The 19,587-nt window shown below is 46.7% G+C and carries 20 protein-coding genes; 5 read left to right on the top strand and 15 right to left on the bottom strand.

Annotated features, from left to right (window positions below):
* Positions 1–202 precede the first annotated feature (202 nt).
* The 4 genes from QUA74_RS23835 to QUA74_RS23850 form a co-directional block, all read right to left on the bottom strand.
* On the bottom strand, positions 203–505 hold the full coding sequence (locus tag QUA74_RS23835; RefSeq protein WP_333334088.1) for a Rieske (2Fe-2S) protein: 303 nt from the start codon (positions 503–505) through the stop codon (positions 203–205).
* A 142-nt stretch (positions 506–647) separates the two neighbouring features.
* On the bottom strand, positions 648–1,316 hold the full coding sequence (locus QUA74_RS23840) for an HAS-barrel domain-containing protein (protein WP_190743921.1): 669 nt from the start codon (positions 1,314–1,316) through the stop codon (positions 648–650).
* 179 nt (positions 1,317–1,495) lie between these two features.
* The gene (locus tag QUA74_RS23845; RefSeq protein ID WP_172186737.1) at positions 1,496–1,687 is read right to left on the bottom strand and encodes an NAD(P)H dehydrogenase subunit NdhS; all 192 of its coding nucleotides are present in this window, start codon (positions 1,685–1,687) and stop codon (positions 1,496–1,498) included.
* 131 nt (positions 1,688–1,818) lie between these two features.
* A complete protein-coding gene (locus QUA74_RS23850) occupies positions 1,819–2,889 on the bottom strand; it encodes an Mrp/NBP35 family ATP-binding protein (protein WP_006631390.1) in 1,071 nt (356 codons plus the stop codon).
* Between the two features lie 190 nt (positions 2,890–3,079).
* Between QUA74_RS23850 and hemF the strand changes: the two genes are divergently transcribed.
* The gene (gene hemF / locus QUA74_RS23855; RefSeq protein WP_333334091.1) at positions 3,080–4,123 is read left to right on the top strand and encodes an oxygen-dependent coproporphyrinogen oxidase; all 1,044 of its coding nucleotides are present in this window, start codon (positions 3,080–3,082) and stop codon (positions 4,121–4,123) included.
* Positions 4,124–4,180: 57 nt separating this feature from the next.
* The gene (locus QUA74_RS23860; RefSeq protein WP_006631392.1) at positions 4,181–4,543 is read left to right on the top strand and encodes an STAS domain-containing protein; all 363 of its coding nucleotides are present in this window, start codon (positions 4,181–4,183) and stop codon (positions 4,541–4,543) included.
* A 235-nt stretch (positions 4,544–4,778) separates the two neighbouring features.
* Here QUA74_RS23860 and QUA74_RS23865 read toward each other — a convergent pair whose 3' ends face one another.
* On the bottom strand, positions 4,779–5,399 hold the full coding sequence (locus tag QUA74_RS23865; protein WP_333334138.1) for a chromophore lyase CpcT/CpeT: 621 nt from the start codon (positions 5,397–5,399) through the stop codon (positions 4,779–4,781).
* Positions 5,400–6,123: 724 nt separating this feature from the next.
* Between QUA74_RS23865 and psb29 the strand changes: the two genes are divergently transcribed.
* The gene (gene psb29, locus QUA74_RS23870; protein WP_333334093.1) at positions 6,124–6,837 is read left to right on the top strand and encodes a photosystem II biogenesis protein Psp29; all 714 of its coding nucleotides are present in this window, start codon (positions 6,124–6,126) and stop codon (positions 6,835–6,837) included.
* Positions 6,838–7,107: 270 nt separating this feature from the next.
* On the opposite strand, the gene QUA74_RS23875 is transcribed toward psb29, so the two are convergent.
* The 5 genes from QUA74_RS23875 to QUA74_RS23895 all read right to left on the bottom strand — a co-directional run bounded on the left by QUA74_RS23875 (position 7,108) and on the right by QUA74_RS23895 (position 12,400).
* Positions 7,108–7,644, bottom strand: coding sequence for a late competence development ComFB family protein (locus QUA74_RS23875; RefSeq protein WP_006631395.1), 537 nt, complete (start codon positions 7,642–7,644; stop codon positions 7,108–7,110).
* Between the two features lie 208 nt (positions 7,645–7,852).
* Positions 7,853–8,794, bottom strand: coding sequence for a M23 family metallopeptidase (locus QUA74_RS23880; protein ID WP_333334095.1), 942 nt, complete (start codon positions 8,792–8,794; stop codon positions 7,853–7,855).
* 560 nt (positions 8,795–9,354) lie between these two features.
* Positions 9,355–9,582 carry a hypothetical protein gene (locus tag QUA74_RS23885; protein WP_333334097.1) on the bottom strand — a complete coding sequence of 76 codons (228 nt, stop codon included), beginning with the start codon at positions 9,580–9,582 and terminating at the stop codon, positions 9,355–9,357.
* 52 nt (positions 9,583–9,634) lie between these two features.
* Positions 9,635–11,161: a phosphomannomutase/phosphoglucomutase gene (locus QUA74_RS23890; protein ID WP_333334099.1), complete on the bottom strand. Its 1,527-nt coding sequence runs from the start codon at positions 11,159–11,161 to the stop codon at positions 9,635–9,637.
* A gap of 333 nt (positions 11,162–11,494) precedes the next feature.
* Positions 11,495–12,400 (bottom strand): D-hexose-6-phosphate mutarotase, encoded by a 906-nt coding sequence (locus QUA74_RS23895; RefSeq protein WP_333334100.1) that lies wholly within the window; start codon positions 12,398–12,400, stop codon positions 11,495–11,497.
* A gap of 156 nt (positions 12,401–12,556) precedes the next feature.
* Between QUA74_RS23895 and QUA74_RS23900 the strand changes: the two genes are divergently transcribed.
* Positions 12,557–13,747 (top strand): transposase, encoded by a 1,191-nt coding sequence (locus QUA74_RS23900; protein ID WP_333334102.1) that lies wholly within the window; start codon positions 12,557–12,559, stop codon positions 13,745–13,747.
* A 1-nt stretch (position 13,748) separates the two neighbouring features.
* Here the strand turns inward: QUA74_RS23900 and QUA74_RS23905 are convergent, their stop codons facing one another.
* The 5 genes from QUA74_RS23905 to ltrA form a co-directional block, all read right to left on the bottom strand.
* Positions 13,749–13,919, bottom strand: coding sequence for a hypothetical protein (locus QUA74_RS23905; RefSeq protein WP_333334104.1), 171 nt, complete (start codon positions 13,917–13,919; stop codon positions 13,749–13,751).
* Between the two features lie 22 nt (positions 13,920–13,941).
* Positions 13,942–14,136, bottom strand: coding sequence for a hypothetical protein (locus tag QUA74_RS23910; RefSeq protein WP_333334106.1), 195 nt, complete (start codon positions 14,134–14,136; stop codon positions 13,942–13,944).
* 111 nt (positions 14,137–14,247) lie between these two features.
* Positions 14,248–14,985, bottom strand: coding sequence for an SDR family oxidoreductase (locus QUA74_RS23915; protein WP_333334107.1), 738 nt, complete (start codon positions 14,983–14,985; stop codon positions 14,248–14,250).
* A 165-nt stretch (positions 14,986–15,150) separates the two neighbouring features.
* Entirely contained in the window at positions 15,151–16,212 is a 1,062-nt protein-coding gene (locus QUA74_RS23920) for an NADH:flavin oxidoreductase/NADH oxidase (protein WP_333334109.1), read from the bottom strand.
* 448 nt (positions 16,213–16,660) lie between these two features.
* Positions 16,661–18,391 carry a group II intron reverse transcriptase/maturase gene (ltrA, locus tag QUA74_RS23925; RefSeq protein ID WP_333334111.1) on the bottom strand — a complete coding sequence of 577 codons (1,731 nt, stop codon included), beginning with the start codon at positions 18,389–18,391 and terminating at the stop codon, positions 16,661–16,663.
* 647 nt (positions 18,392–19,038) lie between these two features.
* Between ltrA and QUA74_RS23930 the strand changes: the two genes are divergently transcribed.
* Entirely contained in the window at positions 19,039–19,584 is a 546-nt protein-coding gene (locus QUA74_RS23930; RefSeq protein WP_333334113.1) for a gamma carbonic anhydrase family protein, read from the top strand.
* Positions 19,585–19,587 lie beyond the last annotated feature (3 nt).

Here is a 19,587-nt window from a genome sequence, read left to right on the forward strand (position 1 = left end):
AACCAAAATTGGGACGTATTCTCCGCTTATAAAGCCAGTTTAGGCTTTGTTTGGGCTTAAAATTTGTTTAAGTCCCGCTAAGAGAGTGAGGGGGTATTTAAGCCGGACTTGATATCAAATATTAATCTACAGTCGTCTTGAGACGACTTGAGCTATGAGACAGGGGTTTAAACCCCTGTCGGACTTAACGAATAACGAATAACTAATCTATGTCTACAAAAACCCGATCGCCCTCAATCTTTACCGGATAAGATTCCAGGGAATCGCTGGGTGCATTCAAACACTTACCCGTATCTAATTGGTACTGATATTTATGAAACGGACAGGTAATGATACCGTTATTTACCTTACCCATGTCGATCGGATATTCTAAATGAGTGCAAGCATTACGGTAACAAGTGACATTCATGCCTTGACGATTCAAAATTACTGAAGTTTCGTCAACTTTTACCTTCAAGACACCCCATTCGGGAACTTGATTCAGCGGTGTTACCTCTACCCACATAAAATATTTTTCCTCACAAAAAACCAGATCGGGACTGACGCAGAACCTAATTATGTAAGGTGCGCTTTGCACACCTTACTGCTATCCGTAGCGTGTCAAGCCACTTTTGCGTAAGTCCAGATTATCTTATTCCAGCTTTTCCCTACGGATGAATCTGACTCAAAATTACCCTCAACCTGTCATAATCATCCTTCAGCAAAACACTCAAACTCCTCCCCGCTTCCACCAACCAAGTTCGATCGCGCATCCGCAACTGATAAATCTCCCGAATCGCGGCCGCCGTCAGCGCATCCACCGGCGCATTAGCCACCCCCAGCAGCGTCCTCAAAAAATCCAACTGCACTGTAAAATCAATTACCTCATCGGGTTCGCAGCGATAAACCGCCTGGTGAATTTGCGGCGGGCGCGGCGGCAAATACTGATAAATTTTACCCCTCGATGGGCCGTGACCGTTCAACCTTTCCGGCGCAGCCTCATACCCCACAATCGCCACTCGAAACTCGGTTTTGAGCATCGCAAAAATCTGCGGTTGTTCTTCCCGCAACTCTTCCAGCGACAAACCCAAAGCGCGAGCTCTGTGCACCGAGTCGATCGGGCTAGTCGTAGCGTAATAAACCACGCCGTAAATTTGATTTTTTGACTCTTCATCCTCGGCCTTCACCCAACTCCCAAAAGGCGGCATCACGGGAAAGCTTAAGTCTTCCGGTTCCAAACATTGAGCCAAAAACTCCGAAGTTGCCGTCTCGATTACCTCAGCAATGCGATCGGGATGGCGTTCTTTTGTAGCAAATTGGGGTAAAGGTAAACGCATATTAGTCAGTTGGCAGTTGGTTGTTGGCAGTTGGTTGTTGGCAGTTGGTTGTTGGCAGTTGGTTATTGGCACTGGGTTGTTATTTATTATTATTATTTGTAAGTGGATACTAATAAACAATAACTAATAACTAATTACAACTGACAACTGTCAACTGTCAACTGTCAACAACCAACTGACTATTTCGCGCGGCCAGCCGTAGCATCCACAAGTTCCAACTGCGACAGGCGGAACGTGATCAGCTTGTCCCAATTGCCGCCTTCAAACAGTACCGCGACTTTCCCGTCGCTAACTCGCTGGACTTGTCCTTGAAAGGTGTAGTAAATCTCACCCTTATCTTTAACTCGAACTGCCGAACCTGGAAAAATCATAATTGTTTGAAAGTTAAGTTGGCTGTTTATAGCTTACCGTTTCTCGTTTCTAGTTCCCAAGCAGAGCCTGAGAACTAGGCAAATCTTCGTCAACAGGAAGACGCGAGGGAAAGCCTCGGAACGGGAGTTTGTTAGGCTAAAGCTGCTACGGAAACTTTACCGGCAATGCGGCCCGCGATCGCCCGCAACTCCCTCGCCGAAGCAGAACCCGGTTGTCCCACGACGATCGGCACTCCGGAATCGCCACCTTCCCGCAACGGAATTTCCAGCGGAATGCGGCCTAACAGCGGCACTCCCAACTCAGCAGCAGTCTTTTCCCCGCCGCCGGAACCGAAAATATCGTATTGCTTATCGGGCATATCCGGCGGCACAAAATAGCTCATGTTTTCCACAATTCCCAACACTGACACTCCCAACTGCTGGAACATCTTTAAACCCTTGCGAGAGTCCAACAATGCCACAGTCTGCGGCGTAGTCACGATCACGACACCGGCCATCGGCACCGCTTGCGCCATTGTCAACTGCGCGTCTCCCGTACCCGGAGGCATATCGACAATCAGATAGTCTAAATCGCCCCAATTTACCTGATAGAGGAACTGCCGAATGATCCCGTTTAACATCGGGCCTCGCCAAATCACGGGTTGGTCTTTGTCAATTAAAAACGCCATCGACACCAATTTGACGCCGTAATTAAAAGCGGGTTCGAGGCTTTCCCCGCTTTTTCCGTCCCTAACCATCACTTTCGCGTCCCCCAGACCCAACATTGTCGGGTCGTTGGGGCCATAGATATCGGCATCCAGCAAACCCACCTTAGCGCCGGTTTGCGCCAGCGCTACTGCCACGTTTACCGCCACCGTGCTTTTGCCCACGCCACCTTTGCCGCTGGAAATTGCGATAATATTTTTAACTCCTTCAATGCCTTGGCGATCGACCACTCCCTTCTGCTGTGGCGTCTCGGCTGTCACCTCCACCGCCACTTTTTCGACTCCTGGCAACTGTTTGACCGCTTTTTGGCAATCTTCGACAATGAATTCTCGCAGCGGGCAAGCAGGCGTTGTCAGCACTAAAGTAAAACTGACGACACCGCCGTCAATTTTTATGTTACGAATCATGTTCAATTCCACCAAACTCTTTTGCAGTTCGGGGTCTTGCACGGGTCGCAGGATTTCTAAGACTGAACTAACATCGAGTGTATTGGGCATTGTGTTCTCCACCATAGCTCTGCAATTGGGTTAGCGAATTTTCGATCGCAGGTTTAAGTATATTTTTATTGCTATTTTTTAATGTAACTTCATAGCGATCATTTGCAGACCTACGGTGGCATAATTACATGACGACTGGATTTGGGATTCATCGCCCATCTAAAACTCAAATCTGACAACAGAAAATTTTATGACAGTTTCTACAACACTTAAAACCGCCACTTCCCCGTTTTTGCCGCCCGCTGACTCTAGAGCTAGAGTCAGCCAATTTATGAAAAGCCTACAAGACGAAATTTGTCAATCCCTCGAACAGCTCGATGGTCTGGGCAAATTTAAGGAGGACTCTTGGGAACGTTCCGAAGGCGGCGGCGGACGTTCTCGCGTCATGCGCGAAGGCGATGTGTTTGAACAAGGGGGAGTCAATTTTTCCCAAGTGTGGGGCGAAAGTTTGCCGGCTTTGATTCTGGCAAAGCACCCAGAAGCTGCCGGTCACGATTTCTATGCAACGGGTACTTCGATGGTGCTGCACCCCCGCAATCCCTACTTGCCTACGGTTCACCTGAATTACCGCTATTTTGAGGCTGGGCCGATTTGGTGGTTTGGTGGCGGTGTGGATTTGACTCCTTATTACCCGTTGGCTGAGGATGCAGCTCATTTTCACAAAACTCTGAAAGCAACTTGCGATCGCCACCATCCCGGATATTATCCGACATTTAAACTTTGGTGCGACGAATATTTCTACTTGCCTCACCGCCAAGAAACCCGCGGCGTGGGCGGCCTGTTTTTTGACTACCAAAGCGCCCAAGGCGCGCTTTACCGCGACCATCAGGTCAAAGGCAAGGCCGCTGAGTGCAGCAACAACATCGGCGCGCCGGAACCTAGGACTTGGGAGTCGCTGTTCGCCTTCGTACAGGACTGCGGCCGGGCATTTTTGCCGGCTTACACCCCTATTATTGAAAAGCACCGAGCGAAAGAATACGGCGAGCGCGAGCGCAATTTCCAACTTTACCGCCGTGGCCGTTACGTTGAATTTAACTTGGTGTACGATCGAGGCACGACCTTTGGCTTACAAACCAACGGACGCACCGAATCGATTTTAATGTCCCTGCCACCTTTGGTACGCTGGGAATACTGCTACGAGCCAGAACCCAACTCTCCAGAAGCCGAACTCTACTCCAAGTTCTTAAAACCGCAAGATTGGGCGAATTGGATGCCTCAGCAGTCACCGACCTGAGTTAAACTACTGGGACAGTAACCACCGCGATAGATAATAAATTTGAGGGAAGGGTCAGTGATTCATATTGATCAAAAAACCCACACGCTTCAAGACGGTACAACAGTTATCGTCTTAGCACCGACAGGACGGTTGGACATCACTACAGCTTGGCAATTCCGCCTCAAGTTGCAAGAGTGTATTTCCAAACTCAGCCGCCATGTCGTAGTGAATCTTGGTCAGGTTAACTTTATCGATAGTTCTGGCCTGACCTCACTTGTAGCAGGTATGCGGGATGCGGATAAAGTTAAGGGAAGTTTCCGCATTTGCAATGTTCATCCAGAAGCCAAACTGGTGTTTGAAGTCACCATGATGGATTCTGTGTTTGAAATCTTTGAAACGGAAGAAGAAGCTCTAGAGGGGGTGCCACGCGCAAGTTGAGCACTCCTGCTGGCATCGGTTGCAATGTCGGGGGTAATTTAAGCTTGAGACTCACAAGCGCGCAGAAACCCAGCAGAAGAACAGGAAGCAGGTAAAATTTTGCCAGCTTCCTTATGCTTTCTTCCTTTGTAGAAAGGTTGAGAGGTTCAAAACACTAAAGTAGAAGAATTCCTCAAGGTAAAGTCTTGCCTTCTATCCTAGTAGATAGCTAAATCTTTCTTCCTTGTTTCTTGCTTCAAACCAATATCTCAGCAGCAAAATCCTGACGCTTGACAAATCTAAAAGGGCCCATTAAAGCTCCCCAGATAGCCTTGCCTGTCGTGGGGCTGATTCCTTTGTCGTAGCTGAGAAATTCCTCGCCTGCGGCTTCAAATCCCAAGTCAACTTGGTAATTTTGCCCCCCGTAGGCAAAGCCGCAGCGAGTGCCCTCCGGCAAAGATGCCCGAAAGCGATAGCTGTTTGAGGTTAAATTTTCCACTGCAACCGACAGGGTGCAGCCGGGGAGGAGTTGGATTTGCTCCTTCGTTAGCTTTCCAAGCAAGTCGGGGTTGCAACCGGCTCCTTTGACGGCTGTAATGTCGTTGAACATATAATACTGAGCTTCGATAAGTCCCGGCGCTATCTGTGAGTGCCTCAGTTGCACGATGCGGGGGCGGTATGGCTTGTCTAATTCCAGAATGTTGGCTTGTTCGGCAAACAGGGCAATGCTGGGTTCGGAAAATAAAGGAACGGGTAGTGGTCTTTGCCACATACGAAGGTGGACGTACCACGTCGGCTCTGCTAGCGCTTGTTCCCGGTTGTCAAATTCGCCCGCCATGTACTGGGCTAAAGCTATTAATTCTGGAGAAATTGTCATGTTTGTTGGATTTTTCACGATGATGACTTGACAGTAAAAACTTATTGTGATACTACTGGCGAAAGCTGGGCTGAGCAAGTCAAAAGATTAGATTTATGAGCGATCCCAGAAGAGTGAGACGCGGCACTAGCCAAATAGTCTACTAAACTTAGCCATATTTAACTTGACTAATCAACATTCTGGGCGGTACGATTGCATCATTGCCTAAAAAAGGCTTAATTATCTGGTTTGTAAACCACAGTTTTGTCAAAACTGACCAGCCTGTTACAAGGTCGAACGGGAGTCCGCGTTTCGTTAAATTGGTTGAAAATAGTGGATGACTCATGGCTAAAAGCTTCAACTAAAATTAATTAAATTAGGGTGGGCTACACCCGAATTAACGCCTGTGGACAAGTTGCGAGCCGACTCCCTTGGGTGAAACAGGAAACAGACCCTTCAGAAGTAATTCTGATTGAATGGCGAGGCTTAAATAAGTTTAGCCAAGTTTTGTGTAGCAGCTATGATTGTAAAGATACTGGGGTTTTACCCTCCTATTGCGACATATTAATTGTTGCTGCCGATCGCGCGTAAAATATTTTTGATAAAATTTTGTCTCGCAATCCGGTGGCAACGCTTAAAAAACTGGCAATTTTTGTCAGCCTGATCGCAGAATTGACTCCCCCGACTTTACTCACGCCGCGCTGGCACGCCCGCTACGGCAAAATTATTTATCTATAAGACTCAGGTGAACAATAACCGTACTGTTTCAGATACTAAGCGAAGTTTCTATACGATTCACACTCGACCGATCAACTCAATTTACCGTCGAGTGGTGGAAGAGTTGATGGTAGAAATGCACTTGCTTTCGGCGAATGCCGATTTTCAATACGACCCGATTTATGCTTTAGGTGTAGTGACAGCTTTCGATCGATTCATGCTTGGGTACGCCCCAGAAGCAGACAGAGTTTCGATTTTTAACGCTTTGTGCAAGTCCCTAGAAGACGATCCAGAGCGCTACAAGCAAGACGCTCAGCGATTGGAAAGCTTGGCCGATCGACTTTCCGGGCAAGAGTTGCTCTCGTGGATCGATCGCTCGACCAGCTTTGAAGATACAGCGGATTTGCAAGCGTCTTTAGGGGCGATCGCCAGCAACCCCCAATTTAAGTACAGCCGCTTGTTCGCGATCGGTGTGTTCTCGCTATTAGAAAAAGCTGACCCTAACTTAGTAAAAGACCAAGAAACGCGAAATAACGCGATCGCCAAAGTCAGCGCGGCATTGCACCTCCCAGAAGACAAAGTTAGCAAAGATTTAGATTTGTACCGCAGCAATTTGGAAAAAATGGCTCAAGCGCGAATAGTGCTTCAAGATGTCATCCAAGCGGAACGGAAAAAACGCGAAAAACGAGAGACAAAAGTTACCGTCGGCCCTTCGGCTGAGTCTTCTGACAGCAGCAATTAATCGTTTGAAGGAAGAAGGAAGTTCGGCAACGGATTCTATAACGGATGTAACGGATGTAACCGATGTCAGGAACAAGGAAGAAGGAAGAGGGAGTTTTTTATGTTTTACATAAAGTAGAAAACTCTTAAATTTTAATTTTTTGTTCTTGAATTCTGGCTTCTGCCTTCTGGCTTCTGGCTTCAGATGAATCTTGCTGGCTCAGAAACTAAAAATCCCGCTTTCTGAATTGAGCGGGATCGACTTAACCAAAATAGAGCTGTTGGGGCGGTACTAAGGCTGGGGTTCAAAATTAGTGGCGTTAGCTTGCAGCCAAGTGCTTAGCTGTGAAAGAACCTCGTTGCCAGAAGACTTGCCCAAAGCTGTGGGGTTTGGGGTGTCGGGCCTGTCCAAGTTGCGGGCGATCGCTGCGTTGACTTCTTTGGAAATCAAATCGTGAAGTTGCTCCTTAGCCCTAGCCCTTTGAAAGTGAGCTCCCTCTTCCGTCGTAGCGTAAAGAGGTGGCAGCCTATTTAAAGCATAAGCTGCAATATCTCCGACATCGAGACTAAGGTCGCTCGTCGCCTCAATTTCTGCCACCCTAGCGATCGCATCGCTGAGTACCAACTCTTCCATCACGTTGATGAACTGTTTGCGTGGCAGAACCACCACTTCGCCAGTCAACAACGAGCCCATCAGACGATCGAGAGCCATGTACTCTTCGATCGACAATTCCGAAGCCGTATTGCAGATCCGTCCCACCTCAGCTTCCATAGACGGCGTTAAATAGCCATCCTGCAAAGCCTGTTCAACAATTTTTTCAATACTCATATATGCGTCCCCGCTCAACGGCATCATCAATAAAGTTTTGTTAAGACGCGATTGTTAGCGTCTTGAGATTCGAGTTTTGAGGGCTGAGTTGAGAAATTTTATACAAATCCTAACTCAATACGGATAACCCATCACAGTTATCTGCACACCCCAGCCACAAACTTACCCCATAATTGACTGATAAATCCGTCAAAACTTGTAAAAACTCCTACTCAACTCCCTGAAGCCGCCAAGGTACCGGATCGACGGACTGCCCATGCACGTAAAGTCCCCAGTGCAGGTGAGGGCCTGTAGAAGCCCCTGTTGACCCCACAGTACCAATTACTTGACCGGCTTTCACGACATCGCCTTCCTTGACATCAATCCGGCTCAGGTGCATCAAAATACTTGCTACCCCCTGACCGTGGTCGATACCAACCACGTTGCCGTGGATTTTGAAGCCTTGCGATTCACGTCCCACTAGAGACACGCGACCTGCTGCTGGTGCCACTACAGGGGAACCGGAAGCACCTGCGTAATCAACGCCGCGGTGGTAGTAGTCTTGAGCAAATACCCCATTATAATACCGGCGAACCCCGTAAATAGTAGTAATTTCGCCGGAGTTGGGGCGCAATAATTTGCCGTCCCAAAATTTTTCGGGTGTCACCAGTGCTTTAAATGCGTCTACGCGATCGAATTCAGCATCTGTACCTTCCTCGTCTTTCCCAGGCGGAAGCCAGATGGATTGAGTGGGAAAATTTCGATCGCGCACTTGCACGCTAAACTCCTGCACTTGTCCGTCACCTGCGACTTGGATTTGGCGGGTACCGGGTTTCTCTACCGGCGTCGTCGGCAGCAGGGCCCGAAAGCGACCGTTGCCGATGGGAAACGCGGGGTAGTTTTTTTGCTGTAGAGAAACTTTGGGAGTTTCCCCGCCGTTACCGTCAACCTGAATCATTACTGACAGCGTATCTCCCAGTTGGGGATTTGTCGGCGTCACAACTACCTGCAAAGCTTGCACCGGCAGGGCAAAACTTAGAATGCCAGCAACAATTCCCCCGATCGAACTGGCGGTTAGCTTGTTTGCTTTCAATTGCCGCCACCGCAAAATCAGACCCGTAACTATTTCCCCACTTAGGCCGCCGTTGCCTCGATTCACACTCATTATCATCACTAGGTGTCCTTAACCTTTGTCTCGCTGAGATATTTTTAACTATCTAGACTAACTATAGCAATCCGCAATGAGTCGAGAGAAAGAGCCGTAGGTAAAAAGCTTGGTCAAAGATTTGGAGATGAGAGACTAACTTAAATAAATACTTAACTTGAGGTGATAAGAATAATAAAAATTTCCGTAGTGCGGGGAGGAAAGCCCGCTTGAGGCAGACGCTCACACTACCGTTTCCACTACAAATCTAGGAGATCCCAAGTTTCAACAGAAACACTCTTCATCTATAACCGGATGATTATATTTTATCAGTCCTAGCTACTATTGCATAACTTTTAACAATTGGTATTAGTTATAGTTCACGGCGCAACAACAGAATTATTTTTAACTCGTCTGCTGTTAAATCACTTCTTTCTTTGCCGTTTACTTTCCGAGAACCTTCCTCAAATTCTGTAGTTATTGTAGCCTGTTTTTGGCAAAATAGTATTGATTCCCAATTTTAAAATCTCACCTCTAAAATGGTAGGAGATAAAAATTGAGAATTGCTATAATCTTATCACCTAGAATTATAGGGATTCAAAGGTAGCAGTGAAACCATCTAATGTCAAGCATTCTTCCATAAATTCCTCTACATCATTGACATTCTCAAGCTGATATTCCATCATGCGTTGACCAGCTCCTTTCATCTTTTTGGAAGAGGAAGGCGTGGCCGCATATTTAGCAGCTATCGCTTTGAAAGCTTTGGAATGGGTATCCCAGCTTTCCGCAGAACATTTTATGATTAAAAGCCACATGATTAAATTCCTCCTTGGGTTTGGTTTACTAATAGTCTGACACGAGTAAAGCTTAGATCGATAGTGCCGATAAATCAAGGGATTCTGTTGTTTGGAAAAAAGCTAAAAGCCGAGCCACTATGCGAGCGACACCACCCTTAACATTAGACTCAACATTCAAAGGCATCACCGGATCGTGGAGTGATAAGCGTAACAGAAACCAGCCGGATTCGCTAGCTGAGGTGCAGGAAATTCGCAGACCTTCGTAGTTATTGGGAACGATTTTCCAGTCTGCTTGCGTTGAGACAAATTCTTGCAGTTGCTCAATAACGCGAGATCCTTCGGCTTGGAAATCATCGACACCAAGTTTAATCCGAAATTCTGCACTTTCTTCGGGTTCTTTTAAATTCGCAATTAAATCTGGCAAAGATTGATTTGCTAGCTTCGACTTAGCCAATTCAATCAATAATTTGCTGACCAAATAAGCGCCATCATCCAGAAAGTAATTTTCTTTCAAAGCTCCATGTCCAGAGGTTTCAATCGCCAGCCATGATTCCTGTCCGGCTTCATTGAGGCGAATCGACTCGTCAATCACATTTTTGTAGCCGCGTTTAAAGCGATGGTGAATCCCTTTTAAATCTTGTTCGATGAATTGTGTCAAGCCATCGGAAGTGATAGAATCGGTGACAATGGTAGAGCCTGGGTGTTCTTGTAATACGATCGCAGAAATCAAGGCAATTAAGCGATTACGATTGAGTTCCTTGCCAACTTGATCGACGGCCGCGCTGCGATCGACATCGGTATCAAAAATAATCCCAAAATCAGCTTGGTGTTCAATTACCGCTTGACAAATTGACTGCATTGCCTGTTTATCTTCGGGATTGGGCACATGATTGGGGAAAGTACCATCTGGTTCTAAAAACTGGCTGCCCGTGGTGTCTGCACCTAAAGGTGTTAAGACTTTATCAACATAAAAACCGCCAGCACCATTGCCCGCATCCACAACAATTTTTAGTCCTGTTAGTGGGTGCTCAAAATTATCGGGATGATTGACTGATTCCCTAATTTTGGTGACAAATTGGTTAGCATAAACTGAGATAAAATCATGCTTGGTAATCTTACCGGGCGATGAGGCGGGCTGAAAGTAATTGCTTTGGGCTACTGCTAAGATATCTGTAATATCCTGCTTTTGTAACCCACCTTTGGCAGTGAAAAACTTTAAGCCATTTCGATTAAATGGCAAATGGCTAGCAGTGAGCATAATCGCGCCGTCGCAATCAAAACCAGGGGTAATGGTACTCATAAACATGGCGGGGGTTGAGGCCATTTCAAAGTCGTATACGGTTGCACCAACTGAGGCGATTCCCTCCATGACTGCTTGCATTAAAGTTGGCCCTGATAGGCGGCTGTCACGCCCGATCGCGATCGTTAATTCGGCAGCGGGTTTATTGACTTTTTGCACCAGCCAACTGACAAAGGATTTACCTAAGATTGTCGCAATTTCGGGCGTTAGGTTGACTTTTTCATTGGGAACGCCTTCGAGGGCGATACCGCGAATGTCTGATCCATTTTGAAGTTTTGTCCAGTTGAAGATTTGCATAATACATTGATGGTAAGTAAAAATATCGGAGTCGGCGGTTGAAACCGATCATACAAAGTTTTGTCTGTGGCTAGACGGTTCGACTCAGCTTAGCCGAACGTCTTTCGGGGACTAAGAAATAAACAGGGGAGAAATTTGGGATTTGGTATTATTAGTCATTAGGGTGACAGAGTTTTTCAATTCAATCAGCTAATCGGCATTTAAGTTGTATTTAAAGAAACAATCCCAGTCTTGTGGGTGGGATTTGAGCAACGCCCAAAATATCCAATTGAAATGTTGAACAGCTTACTGAGAATTTTTTCCCCATCACCGCTAAGACTAAGCTCTAATTCCTTAGTCGCGTTCAACGCTGTAAATTGCCTGCAAGCGGAACTCACCATGAGCGGGAACTTCCACAATATCTGTAGCTGCATTGGTCGTTTCTACGCAGAGTAAACGCTGATAATCTGCATCATCAAGGTCGGCCATATTTGCAGAAATTGTCACCCAGGGATTCCACACTACGACGGATTTACTACCAGATGATTTAATGTGAATCCGACGATTCAGGGCGCTATCATCAATGACTAATTCCTTGGTGACATCAAGATAAATGCGATCGACTTCACCTGTTACTACCACTGCACCCACTTGAGTTTTTTCGACACCACCATCCGCTTTATCAAGATACTGACTATTTTCTAAACCTAAAACCTGCACGCGGTTGATATCGCCGACTTGGAAATAGGTGTGCAAAGCTTGGGTGAGGGGAAATGCTTTGTCGCCTAAATTGCGGGTGATTAATTCTACAGTGAGGCTGGTGCCGATCGTAATTACGATCGCCAGTTCAAAGGCTTGGGGCCAAATTGCTCTAGTTTCATCGGTATCCTTGAGCCCGAGAGTGACTTTGGTTGCGCCGTCTGGAGTTGTGGCGGTTTCTAGCACATTCCAGAGGCGATTCCGCACGAATCCATGACTCGGACGCCCCAACGCTTCGGGATCGGGGCCAAACCATGGCCAACAGATGGGTATACCGCCTTTGATGGCTTTCCCTTCGGCGTAGTAGGCTTTTTCGCTGAGGAACATCAAGTCTGTGGTTTCGGCGGCGGGTTGAAAGGAGAGCACTTGACCGGAATACACAGAAATTAAGGCTTTGGCTTGACCGTTGTCGATGTGAATCATCGGGAAACCACCGTTTCCGGTGGCGAAGGTGAGGTTCCCGGCAATGCCATAGTCTGTGTTTAATTGGTCAATACTCATGCTTTTGGCTTGGTGAATTGCTTTACAATTATCCGATATTATCAGGAAATTGGGTTTAAAACCCCGTCCTTCGCTTGACGGCTCTAATTGTAAAGTTTTAATAACTCACCGAACATCCTATGCTGAACCGGGTAGCATAAGCTGGGAGGTAAAACCATGCTAGTTTTCGAGTTTAAAGCATACGGAAAATCGAATCAGTTTACTGCCGTAGACGAAGCAATTCGTACCGCAAAATTCGTCCGCAATAGCTGTATAAGGTATTGGATGGACAACAAAAAGGTGGGTAAATATGATTTGAATAAATACTGCGCTGTACTGGCCAGTGATTTTCCCTTTGCTGACGAACTCAACTCAATGGCTAGACAAGCCAGTGCAGAACGAGCATGGTCTTCTATCTCCCGATTCTACGATAACTGCAAGAAGGGTGTTGCTGGCAAAAAAGGGTATCCACAGTTCCAGAAAGAGTGCCGCTCTGTTGAGTATAAATCAACTGGATGGAAACTTGCCGACGACCGAAAATCCATCAATTTTACCGACAAGAAAGGGATTGGGCGGTTAAAACTCAAGGGGACACGCGATTTGCATTTCTACCAAATTAGCCAAATAAAACGGGTGAGATTGGTAAAACGTGCAGATGGCGTATACGTTCAGTTTTGTATTGATATTGAGCGAAAGGAAAACATAGCCCCCTCTGGGAACACCATAGGCTTAGACGTAGGATTGAAGGAATATTACACCGACTCAAAAGGAATGACAGTTGAGAACCCTAGATTTTTGCGAAAAGGTGAAAAAGTCCTTAAACGTTGTCAACGTCGGGTGTCCAGGAAAGTAAAAGGTTCAAATAACAGGGACAAAGCTAGGCGGATTCTAGGGAAACGCCATCTCAAAATAAGTAGGCAGCGTCAAGACCATGCAATGAAGCTTGCACGGTGCGTAATCTCATCAAACGATGTAGTAGCTTACGAAGATTTGAGAATCAAAAATATGGTGAAGAATCATTGCTTAGCTAAGTCTATTAACGACGCATCTTGGTATCAGTTCCGTGTCTGGATTGAATACTTTGGAAAAGTATTTGAAAAAAATACGGTTGCGGTAAACCCGCAATATACCAGCCAAGAATGCTCTAGCTGCGGTGTAATTGTCAAGAAAACGCTATCTACTAGAACGCATATTTGTAAGTGTGGATGTAGCTTAGGGAGAGACGAAAACGCGGCTAGAAATATCCTTAGTCGAGGATTGGGTACGGTAGGGCATACCGGAACTTTTGCGCTTGACGCAAGCAACGCTTTAGGAGAATCAATCTCTACTTTGGCTGGAGAAATCCTGCCTCAGCAAATTGGCTCGTAGATTAAAGAATCCCCGTGCGTTTACGCGCCCGGAGTGTCAAGGTTGCTAGATTGATTAGATTGTTGAGTTTGACCGGCGAGGGTACGATCGACACAACGATGCACTTAGAGAAACGAATTGGGAGTGCCAACTGATCGCGAGGCGATGTGCGATCGAACCCATCGGCAGACATTGCTGAGTTCTCCGTAAGCAAGCTAATGCAGCAATTCATCCAAACAGGGCGCAGCCACAAAACCCCGCATCTCTTCGAGGGTCATTTGAGGCGACAATTGCCAGGGATGCCCTAAAAGCAGGGCAAAGAGCACTGTCCGACTGATTGCATCGCCTAGCGTTCGGATCAAAACTTCACTTGTCAACGGCGGAGTTTCGCCGAAACCCGGTAAGTCCACTGCGATCGCTTACAGTTCGGCGTTACTGAATCAAGCTATAGATGATCCAGGAACAGTTCAGCCGTTGAGCCGTATTCAATGGAGAGTCGATCGACTCTCATGCGCCCCACTTCACAACTCCTGACGAGTCGGACGGATGATAATTTCGTTGACATCCACATCACCGGGTTGCTCAATGGCATAGGCAATCGCCCGGGCGATCGCATCGGCATCAATGGCGACTGAATACAACTGATTCACCCCTGATGCCGTATCACCATGAGTGATGGTACTGGTTAACTCAGTCGCAACCGCACCAGGTGAAATGTTGGTAGAACGAATTTCACCGTTTGACTCCAACCGAAGCCCTTCGGAAATCGCTCGCACGGCATACTTGGTAGCACAGTAAACTGCCCCCGCCGGAAATACTTTGTGTCCTGCAACAGAGGACAAGTTGATTACGTGGCCCGACTTCTGTTGGCGCATAGTCGGCAGCACTGCTGCGATGCCGTAAAGTACGCCTTTAATGTTGACATCAATCATTTGATCCCACTCATCGACCTTAATCTGGTCAAGGGGAGACAGTGGCATTAAACCCGCATTATTGACCAGCACATCAATGCGCCCATAGGTTTCCAACGTTGCGTCAGCCAATGCTTGCACCTGGGCGCGATCGGCAACATCGGTGATTCGATAGGCAACCGTGCCACCTGTTTTTTCGATTGCAGCCACCAAGTCCTTGAGTCTATCTTCGCGGCGGGCAGCAAGCATGAGTTTGGCTCCGCTGGCGGCTAAACGATGAGCGGTGGCTTCACCTAAACCACTACTTGCTCCAGTAATGATGACAACCTTGTTTTGAATCTCCGACATATTCACTCCTGTTAGTTGATTAAATCGGCTCACATCACGGCGATGGGAACGTGCCTTGTACTTGAGGCCGCATCAAAAAAGCCTTTATTAAGCGACTGGTTTACAGAAACACTAAAACAGTGATTCCTAGTGGATTTGTGTAAAACCGATCGCAAATTCGCTGAATTACCAAGCGCGATCGTATTGAATGGGAGCAGGCACCGATTGACGTAGTTGCTTCGCAGCCCGCATCGGCCAATAAGGATCGCGCAGCAGTTCTCTGGCAAGTAATACCATATCTGCTTGACCTGTACGAATGATGTGGTCAGCCTGCGCGGGTGCAGTAATCATACCAACGGCTCCGGTGGCGATGTTGGCTTCGCGTCGAATGCGATCGGCAAAAATAGTTTGATAACCTGCACCCGTCGGAATCTTTTCACCCGGTACAATTGCGCCTGATGAACAATCCATTAAATCAACGCCCAGTGACTTTAATTTATCGCTGAGTGCAATACTTTGTTCAATGTCCCAACCATTTGGAACCCAATCGGTTGCAGAGATGCGAACCCAAAGCGGTGTTTGATCCGGCAAAACATTTCGCACCGCTTGTACAACTTCACATAAAAACCGGATGCGATGCTCAAAACTGCCACCATAGTCATCAGTCCGTTGATTGCTCAAGGGAGACATAAATTCATGGAGTAGATAGCCGTGAGCCGCATGAATCTCGATTACGTCAAATCCGGCTTCGAGGGCGCGTTGAGCTGCCTTGACAAAGGATGCGGTCAACTTTTGAATGTCTTCGATACTCAGAGCAATCGGGGCGGGGCTATCGGGTTCAAATGGAATGGCGCTGGGGGCGATCGAAGTCCATCCTCCTTGAGATTCCGAAAGCACATCGCCGCCCTCCCACGGAGGTGCTGTACTGGCTTTTCGACCTGCATGAGCAAGTTGAATTCCTGCAACCGCACCGTTGCGGTGAATTAACTCGACGATTCGCGCCAACATTTCAATGTGAGCATCGTCCCAGATTCCCAAATCTTGCGGCGTAATTCGTCCTTCAGGCTCGACTGCGGCTGCTTCAGTCATCACCAGCCCTGCCCCTCCTACGGCTCGACTGACGAGATGAACCAGATGCCAATCATTGGCGAATCCATCAACGCTTGAATATTGACACATGGGAGAAACTGCAATGCGATTTCGGAAGGTAACGCCACGTTGATCGAATGGCTCAAATAAATGGGACATGGTTGTAAACCCCTGGGTTATAAAATGCACAGATACCAAGCAGAGACTTTCTTCACACTGGGAAGTTGACTGAGCTCATTCCACCAAGTCCGCAGCCTTGAACTTTGCGCGATCGTTGCTTCGTACTCTGCGGTCTGGGATAGGTAGGTGAAGATCAGAATTAGGTAGAAATCCGCAATGCTCAGTTCGTCACCGAGCTAATACGGGTGTCCTACAGTTAGGGAGTCGATCGCCTCTAGTGCAGTCTTTACAGGTGCGACGGCAGCTTTGTCCAACATACATCCCGAATGGACTGGTCATTTTGAGGTATCAAGAGCAACGACAAAATTACTTGTCTAAAGTTAGAGTCGATAGGGGCATTTCTACCCCTACCTCTCTTTCAGAACGGAACGTGAAACTTTCGCTTCATTCCGCTCCTTGATATCTTCACCCTTGGTATGGGTACAATTCAAAACGGGTTATCATCATAGCTCTTTTGGAGGGAGCCATCATTTTCCGTTTTTGTGTCGTGACAGTGTTTGTGTAAAAGTTGGAGGTTTATATATTCATCCTTACCACTTAGGGAGCGGGGTTGGATATGATCAACTTCTACATTGTCTGTAGGTGTAAAGTACAGACCACAGTGGGTACATTTACCTTTTTGTGTCTTAATAAGTGTTGCCACTCTTGTTGGTGTTTCAGGGTATTCTCCACGTCTTTTGCTCCAATAAATCCAGTCACCGTTATAGGGTGTTGAATTGCCCTTGACCTTTACGTGCCTTGTAATAGGCGTTGCTGAGTGTTGGGCTAACTTTATACCTTCTTCTGTGCTGAAACACCAATTTCTGTCGTTTACTGTACGCCAGTATTTGTCTTTGTTGATGTTACCTTTCCCCCGTCTTCTTGCCCATGCTCTTAATTTGTCGTAAATAAGGCTATCTACTTTTAAAAATATTTCCTTACTTACTACTGTTGAGTAATAGTTTGACCAGCCTCTAATTATTGGATTCAACCGACTAATTAAAGCAGCTTGTGGGGCGGTCTTATGCGTGTCTATTACTTCAGCTATTCTGGATAGATGAGCTTTGACTTTTGGATTTGAGGGGGTGATTAACGTCTTAAAACCTAATGGCTTTCCATTTGTACTATTGGCACTTCGGTAGTTACCTACCTGGTACTGTTGTATGTGGAATCCTAGAAACTCAAACCCGACATTTCCATTATATTCATTGAGGGTGTGGGTTAGTTTTGTTTTACTTGGTTTTAATTTTAAGCCCATGTCACCTAACCATTCCGCAATTATCTTCTGACAGGTTGTTACTACTTCAATGTCTTTGTGTATTATCACAAAGTCATCGGCGTATCGGATTAAGCTTAGTGTTGCTCGTCTATCTTTTTTACTGATACCCGAGTATTCTTTTCTTAGCGTTTCCGCATATTGTTTAACCCGTTCTTCCATTCCGTGAAGGGCTATGTTAGCCAATAGCGGGGAAATGACCCCTCCTTGTGGCGTACCTTCAGCGGTCGGAAAAATTTCACCTTGGTCTAATACCCCGCTTTTGAGCCACGACTTAATTTGTTTTCTGAGTCGTGGATAGGTATTGATTTTGTCAAGTAATGCTTTGTGATTAATGCAGTCAAAGCATTTGGCAATATCGGCGTCCAGCACGTATTTGGCTTTATATCTGATACTGTCAAAGATAGCTCCTATTGCATCGTGACACGACCTACCTGGTCTAAAACCAAATGAGTTAGGCTCGAATTTTGCTTCCCATTCTGGTTCAAGAGCTGCTTTCACAACTGCTTGTAAGGCACGGTCGTACATAGTCGGTATGCCTAATTGTCTTGACTCATTAGTTCCTGGTTTTGGTATCATTACCCGACGTGTCGGTTGGGATTTGCCAGTTGGTTTGAGCTGACTTACTAGCTTAATTCGTTGCTTCGGGGTTAGTAATTTAATACCATCCACTCCTGCTGTACGTTTGCCAGTATTGTCTTGTGTTACCCGTCGTACTGCTAATACCTTATTAGACCAAGAATTAATCAAGGTCTTCTGAAGCTTACGAACTGCTTTGACATCGCCACGCTCACTTGCTCGATAGATACGTTTTTGCAACTTGAACGTCAATCTTTCGACTTTTCGCCAATTGATTTGGTTCCATTCCACCGTCGGGTTGTCCCGCGTTTTAGACTTATTCATTGCTACTGAGTTCCTATCTTTGAAGTTATCATGTGTCTATCTGCATATCTCTGTCATTACAACAGAGCGTTGGCTTTTGACACTATCCTTCTCTCATATACTATTCGTTAGCTACTTACTGGGTAATCGACCTGTTTCCAGAAATATATGAGAGTTACTTCGTTCCGAATATACATTGTTTGAGTTTTTAGTGTAATGCTCTCCACCGGGTTTCTGGGCAGTGCTTGTAGGTCGTATAGGTAAACGCCTATGCCTTATCCTTGCCTTTTGGCTTGGTCTTATTCAGCCGTTAGACCATCTAAAATAACGATGGTTCAGACACATTTTTGCTTTCGCTACACATGAACTCTTGCTCGGCAGTTACCGATTTCGGCTACCAGTAGTCTGCCTTTTATCCCCGCTTTACTTTGTTAGTTGCTACTTAACAAAATAGGGGATATGCTTTTACCGCGGCACCTGCGGACTAGGACTAGGGACTTGTGAATCCTGCACCTAGATGTATAATCAGTTACACTAACCAAAGGGTTAGGCTAACCGTCCCTGGATTTTTAATCCATTTAGGTTAAACGAATCGCACCCAAATACTTTTATTATATCCCGTATGAACAACCAGCTAATCTGCTAGAAGTATAACGATCGACCAACAAATGAGCAATCTCAACGAATCTCTGTCGGCACTTCCTTCCTATTGGCCCAGGCCAGATCTATCCCAAGCGGCTTTTGTCGCTGAAGGCGCTGTTGTGATCGGCAGGGTAGAGGTTGCTGCGGGCGCTAGTATCTGGTACGGGGCGGTGGTGCGGGCGGATGTAGAGCGAATTGCGATCGGCTCAAGTACCAATATCCAAGATGGAGCAATTCTGCACGGCGATCCGGGGAAACCGACGGTTTTGGAAGATTTCGTGACAGTGGGACACCGAGCCGTGATTCACTCAGCTTACATTGAACGGGGCTGCCTGATCGGGATTGGGGCGATCGTCCTCGATGGAGTGAGGGTGGGGACAGGCTCGATCGTCGGTGCAGGGGCGGTTGTCACCAAGGACGTTCCCCCTCATACGCTAGTGGCGGGAGTGCCTGCGAAGCGATTGCGGGATGTCTCTGAGGAAGAAGCGGCGGAGTTGGTGGAACATGCTAAGCGTTACGAAAAGTTGGCTTTGGTTCACGCCGCGAAAGGAACTGATTTGGGATTTGGTTAGTTG

Origin of the sequence: Microcoleus sp. LAD1_D3 (genome assembly GCF_036702135.1) — a bacterium.
In the GTDB taxonomy this organism is placed as follows: domain Bacteria; phylum Cyanobacteriota; class Cyanobacteriia; order Cyanobacteriales; family Microcoleaceae; genus Microcoleus.

What these genes read in the sequence shown, in the direction of transcription:
- QUA74_RS23835 (WP_333334088.1), bottom strand. Translation starts at nt 505, where the DNA reads ATGTGGGTAGAGGTAACACCGCTGAATCAAGTTCCCGAATGGGGTGTC.
- QUA74_RS23840 (WP_190743921.1), bottom strand. Translation starts at nt 1,316, where the DNA reads ATGCGTTTACCTTTACCCCAATTTGCTACAAAAGAACGCCATCCCGAT.
- QUA74_RS23845 (WP_172186737.1), bottom strand. Translation starts at nt 1,687, where the DNA reads ATGATTTTTCCAGGTTCGGCAGTTCGAGTTAAAGATAAGGGTGAGATT.
- QUA74_RS23850 (WP_006631390.1), bottom strand. Translation starts at nt 2,889, where the DNA reads ATGCCCAATACACTCGATGTTAGTTCAGTCTTAGAAATCCTGCGACCC.
- hemF (WP_333334091.1), top strand. Translation starts at nt 3,080, where the DNA reads ATGACAGTTTCTACAACACTTAAAACCGCCACTTCCCCGTTTTTGCCG.
- QUA74_RS23865 (WP_333334138.1), bottom strand. Translation starts at nt 5,399, where the DNA reads ATGACAATTTCTCCAGAATTAATAGCTTTAGCCCAGTACATGGCGGGC.
- QUA74_RS23875 (WP_006631395.1), bottom strand. Translation starts at nt 7,644, where the DNA reads ATGAGTATTGAAAAAATTGTTGAACAGGCTTTGCAGGATGGCTATTTA.
- QUA74_RS23880 (WP_333334095.1), bottom strand. Translation starts at nt 8,794, where the DNA reads ATGATAATGAGTGTGAATCGAGGCAACGGCGGCCTAAGTGGGGAAATA.
- QUA74_RS23885 (WP_333334097.1), bottom strand. Translation starts at nt 9,582, where the DNA reads ATGTGGCTTTTAATCATAAAATGTTCTGCGGAAAGCTGGGATACCCAT.
- QUA74_RS23890 (WP_333334099.1), bottom strand. Translation starts at nt 11,161, where the DNA reads ATGCAAATCTTCAACTGGACAAAACTTCAAAATGGATCAGACATTCGC.
- QUA74_RS23895 (WP_333334100.1), bottom strand. Translation starts at nt 12,400, where the DNA reads ATGAGTATTGACCAATTAAACACAGACTATGGCATTGCCGGGAACCTC.
- QUA74_RS23900 (WP_333334102.1), top strand. Translation starts at nt 12,557, where the DNA reads ATGCTAGTTTTCGAGTTTAAAGCATACGGAAAATCGAATCAGTTTACT.
- QUA74_RS23905 (WP_333334104.1), bottom strand. Translation starts at nt 13,919, where the DNA reads ATGTCTGCCGATGGGTTCGATCGCACATCGCCTCGCGATCAGTTGGCA.
- QUA74_RS23915 (WP_333334107.1), bottom strand. Translation starts at nt 14,985, where the DNA reads ATGTCGGAGATTCAAAACAAGGTTGTCATCATTACTGGAGCAAGTAGT.
- QUA74_RS23920 (WP_333334109.1), bottom strand. Translation starts at nt 16,212, where the DNA reads ATGTCCCATTTATTTGAGCCATTCGATCAACGTGGCGTTACCTTCCGA.
- ltrA (WP_333334111.1), bottom strand. Translation starts at nt 18,391, where the DNA reads ATGAATAAGTCTAAAACGCGGGACAACCCGACGGTGGAATGGAACCAA.
- QUA74_RS23930 (WP_333334113.1), top strand. Translation starts at nt 19,039, where the DNA reads ATGAGCAATCTCAACGAATCTCTGTCGGCACTTCCTTCCTATTGGCCC.